The organism is Acidobacteriota bacterium (assembly GCA_016716905.1).
Lineage (GTDB): Bacteria > Acidobacteriota > Vicinamibacteria > Vicinamibacterales > SCN-69-37 > SYFT01.
Genome location: JADJUS010000004.1, coordinates 1,429,359 through 1,441,908, shown reverse-complemented (window position 1 = coordinate 1,441,908; position 12,550 = coordinate 1,429,359). Strand labels below are relative to the sequence as shown.

General features: G+C 65.2%; 12 protein-coding genes and 1 pseudogene. All 13 read right to left on the bottom strand.

The window, feature by feature from the left end; all coding sequences use genetic code 11:
* Positions 1 to 8 precede the first annotated feature (8 nt).
* A complete protein-coding gene (locus IPL75_10420) occupies positions 9 to 1,181 on the bottom strand; it encodes a phosphopentomutase (protein ID MBK9240655.1) in 1,173 nt (390 codons plus the stop codon).
* Positions 1,178 to 2,101 (bottom strand): tRNA (adenosine(37)-N6)-dimethylallyltransferase MiaA, encoded by a 924-nt coding sequence (gene miaA, locus IPL75_10415; protein MBK9240654.1) that lies wholly within the window; start codon positions 2,099 to 2,101, stop codon positions 1,178 to 1,180. The genes IPL75_10420 and miaA overlap by 4 nt, the downstream gene beginning before the upstream one ends.
* Before the next feature lie 77 nt (positions 2,102 to 2,178).
* Entirely contained in the window at positions 2,179 to 3,048 is an 870-nt protein-coding gene (locus IPL75_10410) for a TonB family protein (GenBank protein ID MBK9240653.1), read from the bottom strand.
* Complete coding sequence (gene ubiE, locus IPL75_10405; protein MBK9240652.1) at positions 3,049 to 3,774, bottom strand: bifunctional demethylmenaquinone methyltransferase/2-methoxy-6-polyprenyl-1,4-benzoquinol methylase UbiE; 726 nt, start codon at positions 3,772 to 3,774, stop codon at positions 3,049 to 3,051.
* Entirely contained in the window at positions 3,774 to 4,400 is a 627-nt protein-coding gene (locus tag IPL75_10400) for a UbiX family flavin prenyltransferase (GenBank protein ID MBK9240651.1), read from the bottom strand. Before IPL75_10400 ends, ubiE begins: the two co-directional genes overlap by 1 nt.
* A pseudogene (locus IPL75_10395) lies at positions 4,397 to 5,247 on the bottom strand (UbiA family prenyltransferase). Before IPL75_10395 ends, IPL75_10400 begins: the two are co-directional and overlap by 4 nt.
* Positions 5,248 to 6,531 (bottom strand): amidohydrolase family protein, encoded by a 1,284-nt coding sequence (locus IPL75_10390; GenBank protein MBK9240650.1) that lies wholly within the window; start codon positions 6,529 to 6,531, stop codon positions 5,248 to 5,250. It abuts the pseudogene before it with no gap.
* A 19-nt stretch (positions 6,532 to 6,550) separates the two neighbouring features.
* The gene (mqnC, locus tag IPL75_10385) at positions 6,551 to 7,750 is read right to left on the bottom strand and encodes a dehypoxanthine futalosine cyclase (protein ID MBK9240649.1); all 1,200 of its coding nucleotides are present in this window, start codon (positions 7,748 to 7,750) and stop codon (positions 6,551 to 6,553) included.
* Between the two features lie 64 nt (positions 7,751 to 7,814).
* Complete coding sequence (locus tag IPL75_10380; GenBank protein MBK9240648.1) at positions 7,815 to 9,029, bottom strand: TCR/Tet family MFS transporter; 1,215 nt, start codon at positions 9,027 to 9,029, stop codon at positions 7,815 to 7,817.
* Positions 9,029 to 9,853: a menaquinone biosynthesis protein gene (locus tag IPL75_10375; GenBank protein MBK9240647.1), complete on the bottom strand. Its 825-nt coding sequence runs from the start codon at positions 9,851 to 9,853 to the stop codon at positions 9,029 to 9,031. Before IPL75_10375 ends, IPL75_10380 begins: the two co-directional genes overlap by 1 nt.
* Positions 9,854 to 10,735: a hypothetical protein gene (locus IPL75_10370; protein MBK9240646.1), complete on the bottom strand. Its 882-nt coding sequence runs from the start codon at positions 10,733 to 10,735 to the stop codon at positions 9,854 to 9,856.
* 2 nt (positions 10,736 to 10,737) lie between these two features.
* Positions 10,738 to 11,715: a Gfo/Idh/MocA family oxidoreductase gene (locus tag IPL75_10365; protein MBK9240645.1), complete on the bottom strand. Its 978-nt coding sequence runs from the start codon at positions 11,713 to 11,715 to the stop codon at positions 10,738 to 10,740.
* On the bottom strand, positions 11,712 to 12,539 hold the full coding sequence (gene lpxI / locus IPL75_10360) for a UDP-2,3-diacylglucosamine diphosphatase LpxI (protein ID MBK9240644.1): 828 nt from the start codon (positions 12,537 to 12,539) through the stop codon (positions 11,712 to 11,714). The genes IPL75_10365 and lpxI overlap by 4 nt, the downstream gene beginning before the upstream one ends.
* Between the last annotated feature and the right edge of the window lie 11 nt (positions 12,540 to 12,550).

Genomic DNA, 12,550 nt, shown 5'->3' with positions numbered 1-12,550 from the left:
TGGCAATCTTACCGAGACGGGCGCAGTATTTCGCCAAGAAAACTCGTGCCGGCGGCCATGGGCGCCAACCCGAATATTGCCGCCAGCGTCTGGCCCACATCGGCGAACGTGGTGCGCGTGCCCAGGTCCACACCGGCCTTCACCGAGGCGCCGGCCACCAGCAGCGGCACATGTTCGCGCGAGTGATCGGTGGACGGGGTCGCTGGGTCGTTGCCGTGGTCGGCGGTCACGATGAGAAGGTCCGTGGGGAAAAGCTGTGGCAGCAGCTGCGCCAGCCGCGCGTCGAAGCGTTCGAGGTTGTCCGCGTATCCAGGCACGTCATTGCGATGCCCGTACTTGGTATCGAAATCCACGAGATTGACGAAGATCAGGCCGCGATCGGTTGTCGCCAGTTCCTCCATCACCACGTCCATACCGTGGTCGTCTGAACGTGTGTGAATCGCGCGCGTGAGGCCGCGGCCCGCAAACAAGTCTTCGATCTTGCCGATACCCACCACCGGTTGGCCGGCGGTGGAAAGGCGATCCAGCAGCGTGTCCTCGAATGGATCCAGCGCGTAGTCGCGCCGGTTCGACGTCCGCACGAAGCTGCCAGGCTCGCCCTCGAACGGCCTGGCGATGACACGCCCCACACCCATGCCACGTCCCACCAGGTCAAACGCTTCATCGCAGTAGCGATACAGTTCGTCGATCGGCACGATGCGTTCGTGCGCCGCGATCTGAAACACACTGTCGGCCGACGTGTAGATGATCGGCGCACCCGTACGCATGTGCTCGGGCCCAAGCGCGTCGATAATCTCGGTGCCCGACGCCACCACGTTCCCGATCGACGTGCGGCCGATACGCCGCTCGAACTCGGCGATGATCTCCTTCGAGAACCCCTGGGGAAACGTGGGAAACGGCCGATCGAGCACGATGCCCATCAGCTCCCAATGGCCCGTGACGGAGTCTTTGCCGGGCGACGCCTCGGCCATCCGTCCCGCTGCGCCAATCGGCGCAGGAGCATTGCCGCCGATTCGAGCGACGCGCCCCAGACCAAGCGACCGAAGCGTCGGCACACGCAACGGCACAGCGTCTGCGATATGTCCCAGCGTGTCGCTGCCCTGATCGTCGTACAGATCCGCGTCGGCCAATTCGCCGCACCCGACCGAGTCCATGACGATGAGGATGACGCGTGTGATCATGTGATGAAGGCCTGAACCTGGGCGAGCGCTGCGGCCTGCACCGCCGGGTCGGTGCCCGGGCCTGGCAACCATCGTACGTCAGGTTCCTTCCTGAACCACATCAACTGGCGCCTGGCGTATTGCAGGTTTTCGCGGACGATCAACGCCCGCGTGGCGGCTTCGTCGCGCACCCCCTGCCGCATCTCGATGAGCTGACGGTACACGAGGCCGCTAAAGGCGTGGGCAGACTCCGGCACGCCGGATGCGATCAGGCGCTCGACCTCGGCCACCACACCACGGCCGAACTGCGCATCCACACGAGCGGCGACCCGTCGCTCCAGATCGGGCCGTGGATCCACGACGCCGAGCGTGAGCACCTGGAACCCAGGCAGCGCGGACTGCGTTGCGGCGAAATGCGCGGTCAGTGGCTGCCCCGTGAGCAGGTAGACCTCCAGCGCGCGAATGAGCCGCATCTGGTCGCGCGGCTGAATCCGCAGCGCCGACTCCGGGTCGACGCGACCCAGCCATCGATGGAGCGACTCCACTCCGCGACGTTCCGCCACACGAGCGAGGCGCCCACGCAGTTCGTCGTGGCGCGGCGGCCCTGGAAACAGACCGCGCACCAGCGCGCGGTAGTAGAACCCGGTGCCGCCCACCAAAATAGGCCAGCGTCCGCGCGCCCGGATATCGCGCACAGCCGTTGCGGCATCAATCGCATACCGTGCGGCCGAATAGGTCTCGGTCGGATTCACGACGTCAATCAGATGGTGTGGAATACCGCGCTGCTCCTGCGGCGTTGGCTTGTCGGTGCCGATGTCGATGCCTCGGTAGACGGCCGTCGAATCACACGAGACGATTTCGCCGTCGATCGCTTCGGCCAGCGCCACACCCAGGGCCGTCTTGCCGGTGGCAGTGGGCCCCACGACAGCAACGACTTTCATCGGTCCAGAGTCCAGAGTGCAGGGTCCAGAGTCCGGGTCCAGGGTCCAGGGTCCAGCGTGCTCGTCATCGACCTGCGTCAGCGCGTGTTGTAGTAGAACGTCACCGTGAAGAGCACCTTGTCTTCAGGGTACTCGGCCGGGAGGGCGACGGTGGGGTTGGACCCGCGCAACGCGTTGACCGCCGAGACGTCGAGCGAGGTGTGGCCGGACGACTGAATCAATGTCACATCAGAGATGGTGCCGTTGCGGTGGATCATGAGCGTGACCACCACCTTGCCCTTGAGCACCATCGCGGCCTGCGGGATGAACCAGTTGCCTTTGACCTGGGCTACGAACCGCCGCAGCCACCATCCGAAGTCCACGCCCTTCGAGTCGAAGCTGATTTGGGCGTCCTGCTGTGTCTGGCCCCCGTTTTCGTTCGAGAAGTTGTCGTCGCGCAGGTACTTTTGCAGGTTGCGCAACGAGTTGGCCAGCCCCTCGCCAGGCGTTCGCGCAACGGTCTCCGTCGGCGGCAACACGACGGGCGCGTCAGGGGGCGGCGGCGCGTTGGCGGTGGCGCCATTCGCGCCCTTGGGCGGCTCCACCGGCGGAGCGCCTTCCACCTTCTCCGGCGTATTACCGCGTGAGAACGGCTCGGGGTTCGCGGGCACGGGCGCCTTGTCACGCGTCGCAGCCTGTCGATCGATATCTGATGCTTCAGCCGTCACCTTCGGAGGCGCCGGCATGTCGCGCAGCGGCTCCATCATCACAAACGTCACATCATCTTTTGGTGGAACCGGCGTCATGTTGACCAGCTCGTTCGGCGCGAACCATGAGGCCGGCATGACGAGGTACGCAATCACCAGGACGAGGTACGCCACCGCGGTCGCCAGCATGCGCTCAAGCCGTGTGAAGGCGGGCGGTAAATGGGGCGTGTCCGGCCGGTGGTCGTCGAAATCCAGATACATCTAGTGGCTCTGCCCCTTGGTCGCTACATAGAGGTAGACGATGCCGAAGGTCAAAGGGACGGTGCGAACCGAGGCAAAGCCGTTTTCTTTCAGCAGCGTGGCAAAGGCCTCGGGCGTGGGGAACTGCTCCACCGACGCGGGAAGGTAGGAGTATGCCTCGCCATGCCTCGAGAGCAGGCGGCCGACAAACGGCAGGAGATACCGGAGATACCACAGGTGCAGGGTCTTGACGCCGGGAATTCGCGGTGCGCCAGGCTCAAGCACCGCCAACCTCCCGCCGGGTGTGAGCACACGAGCGAACTCGCGCAGCGCACGCTCACGATCGACCACGTTGCGAATACCGAACCCCACCATAGCCGCTTCAACGCTGGCATCGGGGAGCGGCACATTCGTGGCGTCACCCCGCACCAGATGGATGCGATCGGCGAGGCCGGCCTTGTGGATCTTGGCCAGGCCAATGCGCAGCATCTCGCCTGCGAAGTCGATGCCGATCACCTTCCGAGCGTGACCGGTCGCCGACGTGGCGGCTTCCACCGCGAAGTCGGCTGTGCCTGTGCACATGTCCAGCACCCGTTCGGTGCCCGTGAGATGGAGTTCGCGAACACCACGGGCGCGCCAGCCCTTGTCCATCCCGAGGCTGATGAGCCGGTTGAGTGTGTCGTAGCGGATCGCAATCCGGTCAAACATCCCGGCAATGCGCGCCGGGTCACGCGACGTGGAGACCACTATTCGCCCTTCCATGGGGCAAACAGGTGCTGGTCGAAGCCCAACCCGTTGAGGATTTTGCCCGCGATGAAATCGGCGAGGTCGTCAATGGTCTGGGGCTTCTGGTAAAACGCCGGCATCGCAGGCAGGATCATCGCGCCGGCTTCGGCGGCAGCCACCTGATGGCGCAACGCCGGCAGGCTCATGGGCGTTTCACGCGGCACGAGGATGAGCTTGCGCTGCTCCTTGAGCATCACGTCGGCCGCGCGCTCGATGAGGCTGCGCGACAGGCCCAGCGCCACACCGGCCAGGGTCTTCATCGAACACGGCACGATGACCATGCCACTGCAGCGATGGCTGCCACTCGCCAGCGTGGCGCCAAGGTCCTTGTTGCTGTGCACCACAAACGTGCCCTTTTGTACGGCGGGCCCGTACTTGCGTTCGAGCAAATCCTGCAGGCGATCCACTTTCGCGTCGCTGCCGAGTTCGTCCATCAGCAGACGTTTGCCGTAGTCGGAAAATACGATCTCCAGATGGCACCCGGTTTCGAGCAGGGCGGCAATCGTGCGCATGGCGTAGATTGCGCCGCTTGCGCCGGTGACGCCCACGGCGATGTGGGGACGAGAGGTGGCAGGCGTCGGAGTCATAAAAACAAATCCGCCGCCGTCGTGGCCAGATACAACAACCCGACCCAGCCATTGAGGTCGAAGGCCAGTTTGACCTTCGAGAGATCGTCCTGACGCACGAGCGACTGCTCATAGACGAGCAACGCGGCCACACCCACAACGCCCGCCATGTAGACTGTGCCCAGATCGGCCACCACTCCCAGTGCGGCGAGCGTCACCACCGCCACCACGTGCATGAACCGCGAGATGCTGAGCGCGCGCGCAATGCCGAACCGCACGGGAATGGAGTGCAACCCCTCGCGCCGATCCACGTCCACGTCCTGACAGGCGTAGAGCACGTCGAAGCCGCCGACCCACGCGCCGATGGCGAGTCCCAGCAGCCAGGGCTCCCACCCTTCCCTGCCCCCGGCGGCCAGCCATCCACCCACCGGCGCCACGGCCATGGCCAGCCAAGAAACAGCTGCGCGTACGAGGTGAAGCGCTTGGCGAACGAATACCAGAAGACGATGGCGAGCGCGACCGGCGAGAGCGCCAGGCAGATCCAGCCGAGGTGCGAGGCCCCGTAGACGAAGGCCAGGGATGAGACGACGACAAAGGCGATCGCTTCGCGGCGGCTCATCCGTCCTTGCGGCAGTTCGCGCATGGCCGTGCGGGGATTACGCGCGTCATACGCGACGTCGGCCAGCCGGTTGAACCCCATCGCCGCGCTGCGGGCGGTCACCATACACACGACAATCCACAGGCCGCGCATCCAGCTCCAGGGCTCGACTTCGGTGGCCAGCAGCGCCCCAACCAGCGCAAACGGCAACGCGAATACCGAGTGGCTGATGCGGACGAACGAGGCGTAGGTGCGGAGGCGGTCAAACATTTAGTGGGACGGAACGTTCAGCCGTGAGACGTCAGCGGCTGACACTCCACTCACCAAGTATTCTTCCACATCCTCAGGACGGCCCCGGACGCCGGCCGGTAACGCGACGGACACCAGCTGGGCCTGACGTCCAGGGCTGATGGTGCCGTAGTGCTGACCAAACCCGAGCGCCTCGGCTCCCACCCTGGTGGCACTGTCGAGCAGTTGCGCGGCATCCACTTCCGGCGCGAGCCGTCGGAGCGCTGCCAATTCGTCGAACATGTTGAGGGTCTCGGCGGACGCGAGGCTGTCGGTGCCGATGGCCACGGGCACGCCCGCACCATAAAACCGGGCGATGGGCGGCACACCGCCTCCGACCCACGTGTTGCTTCTCGGGCACGTCACGATGACGGCCTCGGCGTCGCGGGCCTGCTCGAGTTCCCGAACGGTCAAGTGGACGCCGTGGACCAGCAAGGTGCCTGGCTTGAGGTACCCCAGCCGCTTGAGGAACTCCAGCGGGCCGCACCGTGGCACCTGCCATGCACCGGTCCACACCCCGAGTGTTTCCAGCAGCGTGCGCATCGGTCCCTGGCCGGTGTGAAGAAACTCCACTTCTTCGGCCGATTCGGCGATGTGCACGGAGAGGGGCGCCGGCCCCTGATGCTGCGCGGCGATTTCTGCGAACAGCGCGGGCGCCGTCGAGTAGGGCGCGTGCCCGACGACCGCAGAAAAGGCGTCGGGTGTGTCTGAAAACGACCTCTGAGGTCGTTTCAGCGAGTCGCTATCCTGAAACGACCTCAGAGGTCGTTTTAATGACACCCGACGTCTTTCTTGGGCGTCGCGGACCATTGCCTGCGGGTCCGCGGGGTTGAAGCCGAGGATCTCGTGAAAGACGACGCAGGCCAGTTCCCGCGCCGCGAAGACGGGCACCGACATCAGCGAATTCGAGATGTCGCCCACCAGGGCCGTGCCGGTGTCGAGGATGTCGCCCACGGCGCGCGTCATGGCGGTCACGACCGTTTCGTCTCCCCCGGCAGGCCCGGCGCGCCTCACGCTCAGGAGCGTCTTGATCCACTCGTCCATGGCCCCCGCCGGCGGCACGAGCCCAGCCATCCAGCTCAATTCGAGGTGTGTGTGCGCGTTGACCAGTCCTGGCAACAGGGCGACGTCGCCCAATTCAACGACAGGACTCGGCGCGCGGCCGGTCCCGACCTCGGTCACAAGGCCGTCGCTGACCGACACCCAGGCATCTCGCAGGGGCGGGCCGCTAATCGGCAGTACCCAACTCGCGCGATAAGAAGTCATTTGCAGTGAGCCACTCAGCTCATTGTCGAGCGCGTTTGCCCGCAGCCGAGCGAGCTTCGTAGTCGCGCAGGTCCGGTGCTTCGCCCGCGCGCCCATCGTCGCGCGCAACGGCGAGCTCGCGCATCCGCGGCACGTCGCGCTCGCGAAATACCGGAGCGCCCAGAACGTCATAGTGCATGTTGCGACGCTTGGCCACGAAGCCGGCGCCCTCGATGTTGCGCACCACTTCAAACTCGTCCATGCAGTACTCGGCACCGGCCGCGCGTACGACGTTTTCCTCGATCATCACCGAGCCCATGTCGTTGGCCCCGTACGCCAGGCTCAGCTGGCCGACCTTGCCACCTTGCGTCACCCACGACGACTGCAGGTTGTCGAAGTTGTCGAGCACGAGGCGCGAGAGCGCCAGGGTGCGCAGATAGTCGATGCCGGTCGCCTCGGTGCCACCAAGTTCCGTGTGCTCGGGCTGGTAACTCCACGCGATGAACGCGGTGAACCCGCCGGTCTCATCCTGAAGGTCCCTCAGGCGGAACAGATGCTCGAGCCGCTCCTCGACCGTTTCCACCGTGCCGTACATCATCGTGGCGGTGGTGCGCAGCCCGGCGCGGTGCGCCTCGCGCATGACACCCAGCCACTCGTCGGCAGTGGCCTTGGTGTAGCAATTGAGGATCTTGCGCACGCGGTCCACCAGAATCTCGGCGCCGCCACCAGGCACGCTATCAAGACCCGCAGCGATCAAGCGATCGATGACCTCCGCCGTCGGCAGCCCCGACAGCCGCGAAATGTGAATGACTTCCGGTGGAGACAACGCGTGCAGCCGGAACTCCGGATACCGGCTCTTCACCTGGCGAAACAGATCTTCGTACCATTCCAGCGGAACGTCGGGATTGTGTCCGCCCTGCAGCAACAGCTGCCCGCCGCCAAGCGAAATGGTCTCTTCAATCTTCTTGAAGATCTCGTCGAACCCCAGCGTGTAGCCTTCCGACGACCCCACAGGCCGGTAAAACGCGCAGAACTTGCAGCGCGCCACACAGACGTTGGTGTAGTTGACGTTGCGGTCGATGATGTACGTCACCACCCCTTCCGGATGCCGGCGCGCACGCGCCTGATCCGCAAGCCCACCAAGCAGGGATGTGGGCGCGTGAAGGTAAAACTCCAGCGCCTCGTCGCGAGTCAGCCGCCCGCCCGCACGCAATTTGTCAGCAATGGCCGCTACAGTCATCACAAAGCCTTCTCAAATGCTACTTCAACCGCGCCGCCCGTGGCCTCGCCCACACACGGCGGCGTCACGCGTCCTTCGTCACCCGCCAGCCGATCGTGAACGCAACAACCATCAGGACGGCGGCCAGCAGAAACGGGGCGCCCGGCACGTGCCAGCTCGCATACGGGCCGATGAACGCCGCAAACGTCAGCGTGAACAGCCCTGGACCGATGATGCCGGTCAGCCCCATGAAGCTGCTGTTGATGCCCTGTAGCTGCCCCTGCTCCGACGGCTGAACATGGCGAGTCATCAAGCCCTGTGCTGACGGCCCATACAAGCCCATCAGCCCAAACACTGGAATGCCGAGCCAGAACACGGTGCCGGTCTCAGCCAGCGCATACACAACAAACCCCACCGCGCCACACGCGAGCCCCGTCAGCAGCATCGCCCGCTCACCGAATTTAGCGACCAGCGGCCGCACGAGGCCGCCCTGCACAATGACGCTGACCACACCGACCACGGCCAGGGTCAGCCCCGTGGCGCGTGCGTCCCACCCATACCGGTATGCGCCGTACAGCACAAACACGCTGGGCAACACATGGTGCGCCAGGTGGTAAAACACCGTGACGGTGGCGATGCCGAACAGCTCCTTGTGCGATCGGAGCAGACGCAAGGACCCGAGCGGATTGACGCGTGCCCACGAAAACGCTTTCCGCGCTTCAGGCGGCAGAGACTCGGGCAACACGAAGTAGCCATACGCGGCGTTGGCCAACGCCAGTGCGGCCGCCACCCAAAACGGTAGTCGCGGATCCACGGCACCGAGAATGCCGCCCATCGCCGGGCCAAGGACAAACCCCAGTCCGAACGCGGCGCCAATCATGCCAAATCCGGCGGCCCGCTTCTCCACAGGCGTGACGTCGGCAATGTACGCGCCTGCCGTTGAGAAACTGGCGGCCGTGATTCCCGAAATCACGCGCCCGACAAATAGCCACGACAGGCTCGGCGCCAGCGCCATCAGGACGTAGTCCAGCCCCAGGCCCGCGCATGAAATGAGGATGACCGGCCGACGGCCAAAGCGGTCGGACAACGCGCCGAGGATAGGCGCGAACACAAACTGCATCAACGCCCACGCTGTCCCAAACAACCCGAACATCGTGGCCGCGCGCGAGGTGTCTCCGCCCAGGAACTCCTCAACAAGCAGAGGCAACACGGGAATGACGATCCCGAGGGCGAGGACGTCGAGGACGACGGTGATGAAGATGAAGATGATGGCGGGTCGGCGAGGACCGTCGGCCGCCATCACCGATCCGTTGTGGCCAACGCGGCCGACGCGAAGAACCGCGGCTCAACAGGCGACGCGATCAGGCCCACGGCCGCGGCCTCACGGTAGTACGTTTGCAGTCCCTGGAGCATGCGGTCCGTCAGGTCAAAGAGGATATGTTCGCGCAGATAGTGGCGCGCGATGGCCTGGTACTGCGGCCGGTCCGCCATGTAGGCATCGGCCAAGGCGTCGGACACCAACACGCCCGCCTCTTTCGCCGCCTGCATGCGCCTGACGGCGTGCGGCGGAAGGCAATCGGCGCGCCCGGACCAGAACGCCCACACAAACGGCAGCCCGGTCATGTCGGTCCACGCCTGGCCCAGATCGATCTTCTCGGCACCAAGCGCGCGGTGGTCCACAAACAACGCCGGGTCGCCAATCAGCAACGCTGCGTCGTGGCCGGCCAGCATGGATTCAAGATCCGGGGCGTGGCGCACGAACGTGGGCGCAATGCCGAACCGTCGCGCACACAGGATGCGCGTCAACGCCACTGAAGTGCGGGAACTGGTATCGAGCGCGATGGTGTGAATCTCGGACAGGGGCTTCTGTGTGAACAGAGCCACCGACGCCACTGGGCCCTCGGACGCGATCGACACACCGGGCACCACCAGGTCGCCGGGCCGATCGGCGTACGCGATTGTCGGAATCAACCCGAGGTCAATCTCTCCGGATGACAGGAGCGAAGCGCACTCGGCGGGCGGGTCGAAACGCAGCGAAAACAGCGGATCGGCGTCACCGCCAAGTCCATGCACCAGCGGCCGGCAGTTGAGATAGTTGACCGAGCCGAGACGAATTTTCGACACTCACGACACCCGTTCGAATCGGCTGTTGCGGGCCGACGGGGTCGCGAACGCCGCAGAGATTTGACGCGCGATGTCGGTGCGCGGGCTCCTGCGATGACCCAGTCCCAGGGCATCGGTCGCGGGCACATTGTCGATGTCGTTGGCGCCGTAGGCAATGGCCACCTGCGCGAGTTTGGGTCCGTACATCACCCAGTCCACCTGGATGGACGGCACCTCGCCGCACACCAGTCGCGCCACCGCAATCGTCCGCACATCGTCGTACCCGGTGGACGGCGTTTCGACCTCGTCGAATCGCGGTAACGGTGCGAACGCGAGCAGCCCCCCTACCTCACGCTGAAGCGCAGCGACCCGTTCGATGCAGACCAGACGTGCCGCCAGGGTGCTCGCGTGATCCACGGTCGCGCGCGTGACTTCGAGCCCACCATGCCGGAGGGCCCGCACCAGTTCGGCCGGTTCGTCAAATCGATCCACTGGAAAAAACGCGATACCCATCAGGCCAGCTTCACGCAACTCACGGGCGGCATCAGCCAGAGCCAGGTGGTCACCACCGACGAGGTCCAGGAGGCCTGCGGCCGAGAATGCCGTCACTGGCACATCGCCTGAAGCGGCCACAACCTCGCGCACCAGCGCGCAACCCGCCGCCACCGACTCGGGCCGCGTGGTGATCCGCACCTCGCGCGCGTCCCCCAGTTCCGATGGCACCGCGTCACCGTCCACCACAAGTACGTGGCCGTAGGTGACAACTTCACCGTGGCGGGCCCGGCGTGCGAGCTCGCCAAGCGTGCCAACACTGACGAGGTCGGCGCAGGCCAGCACGCGCTCGGCCTCCTCGTGGGAAAACGACTCACCTGACGAGGCTTTGGATTCCAGATCCTGCAACATACTCACAACCCCGACACGCGAGTGCCGGTCTCCTTTTCGTTCGCGTCATTCGCGTCGATAGCTGCCGCCACGCGCGTGGCCAGCACCAGCGCGCGATAGCCGTCCTGGCCGGTCACGCGAGGCGCCCGATCTTCCCGTATGGCATCCACAAAATCCTGCAATTCTCTCCCGAGGGGCTCGCCTTTTTCCACCGGCACCGCGCCGCCTTCAATGGCCGGTCGGTCACCCGGCCGCGGGATCACGCGATACGCTTCAAGCTCCTGCTCGCCGTAGTCCACCGACACATACAAGTCCGGCTGGAAGAAGCGCACCTTGCGCACGCGGTCGCGACTGATGCGACTCGCCGTCAGGTTCACGGTGCATCCCGAGGCGAACTTCAGACGCGCGTTCGCAATGTCCACCTTGTGTGAAAGCACCGGCACACCCACGGCCTCAACGGCGATGACTTCGGTGTGGTCGATCGCCAGCACGATATCGAGGTCGTGAATCATCACGTCGAAGACCACGTCGATGTCGAGACTGCGGTCGGGAAAACCGCTCAGCCGATGCACCTCAATAAACCGCGGCGCCGAGATCAGAGGAATTGCCGCAGCCACGGCTGGGTTGAACCGCTCGGTATGACCGACGGCCAGCCGACGCCCAACGCGGTCCGCAAGCGCGATCAACTCCTCGGCCTCGGCAAGCGTAGCCGTCATCGGTTTCTCGACGAGCACGTGAACGCCCGCCTCGAGAAAATCGCGGGCCACGCGAAAGTGATCAACGGTCGGCACCGCGATGCTGACGGCGTCAACGCGGCCGATGAGCTCGCGATAGTCGGCAAACGTCTCCACGCCTTGTGCGGACGCCGCCGCGGCACGCCGCTCCGCCGACACATCGGCCACGCCCATCAGGCGCGCGCCGGAGGCCGCTGCCAGCAGACGCGCGTGGTGACGCCCAAGGTGCCCCACACCCACAACCCCGATTCGCACATCCGCGCTCATTTGGTCCCCTGCGGCCGGCCCACCACCACCACGCCGGCCTCGTTTGCGGCCGAAAGAAACGCCGCGCCATCAAGCACCAGTGTCCGGCCGGCATCAATGGACAACGCGTCGGCGCCGGCGGCCTGCATGGCACGAATGGTGGCCACACCGACGACCGGCACGTCGAAGCGCATGTCCTGTTTCGGCTTGGCCACCTTCACCACGCGCGTGCCTGGGCCCGCCAACGCCCCTGCTCGTTCGATCGCGGCATCGGTCCCTTCCATCGCTTCAACCGCCACCACCGCGCGGTCTTTGACGACGATGGTTTGGCCGACGTCGAGGCCGGCCACGGCGTCGGCCACCGCGTAGCCAAACGTGAAGTCCGCCTGCATGGATTCTGTCGGCTGCGCGGTCGTGAGCACACCGGGTGACGCGAGCAAGCCTGCCAGCAGCTCTGTGGAGTCCATCAAGGTGATGCCGTGTTTGAGCAGCACATCGGCGATGGCGGCAATCAGCGCGTCGGTGTTCTTCGACTTGAGCCGCGCCAGGACCGACAGCATGGTCAGGTCCGGCAACACACCGCCAAACAGCTTCGTGTGTTTGACCTGGCCGGCCATGATGGCTTTGGTCACGCCGGCATGCTGCAGCGTCTTGATGCAGGTGCCGAGATGGCCGAGCGCCACCCACGAATGCTGCACGCCGCCCAGCTCTTTGCCCAGGTCTTCAAGCGCCGGAAAGGCCTCGCCCTCCACCGCCACCACCACGACCTCGTGGCCCAGTTGGCGGGCGGCTCTGAGAATCAAAAAAGGAAACGTTCCGTTCCCGGCGATCAGGCCCAGCGGCATCTGGTGGAGAT

Coding starts and splice junctions, on each gene's coding strand:
- IPL75_10420 (MBK9240655.1), bottom strand. CDS start 1,181: ATGATCACACGCGTCATCCTCATCGTCATGGACTCGGTCGGGTGCGGC.
- miaA (MBK9240654.1), bottom strand. CDS start 2,101: ATGAAAGTCGTTGCTGTCGTGGGGCCCACTGCCACCGGCAAGACGGCC.
- IPL75_10410 (MBK9240653.1), bottom strand. CDS start 3,048: ATGTATCTGGATTTCGACGACCACCGGCCGGACACGCCCCATTTACCG.
- IPL75_10400 (MBK9240651.1), bottom strand. CDS start 4,400: ATGACTCCGACGCCTGCCACCTCTCGTCCCCACATCGCCGTGGGCGTC.
- IPL75_10390 (MBK9240650.1), bottom strand. CDS start 6,531: ATGACTTCTTATCGCGCGAGTTGGGTACTGCCGATTAGCGGCCCGCCC.
- mqnC (MBK9240649.1), bottom strand. CDS start 7,750: ATGACTGTAGCGGCCATTGCTGACAAATTGCGTGCGGGCGGGCGGCTG.
- IPL75_10380 (MBK9240648.1), bottom strand. CDS start 9,029: ATGGCGGCCGACGGTCCTCGCCGACCCGCCATCATCTTCATCTTCATC.
- IPL75_10370 (MBK9240646.1), bottom strand. CDS start 10,735: ATGTTGCAGGATCTGGAATCCAAAGCCTCGTCAGGTGAGTCGTTTTCC.
- IPL75_10365 (MBK9240645.1), bottom strand. CDS start 11,715: ATGAGCGCGGATGTGCGAATCGGGGTTGTGGGTGTGGGGCACCTTGGG.
- lpxI (MBK9240644.1), bottom strand. CDS start 12,539: ATGCCGCTGGGCCTGATCGCCGGGAACGGAACGTTTCCTTTTTTGATT.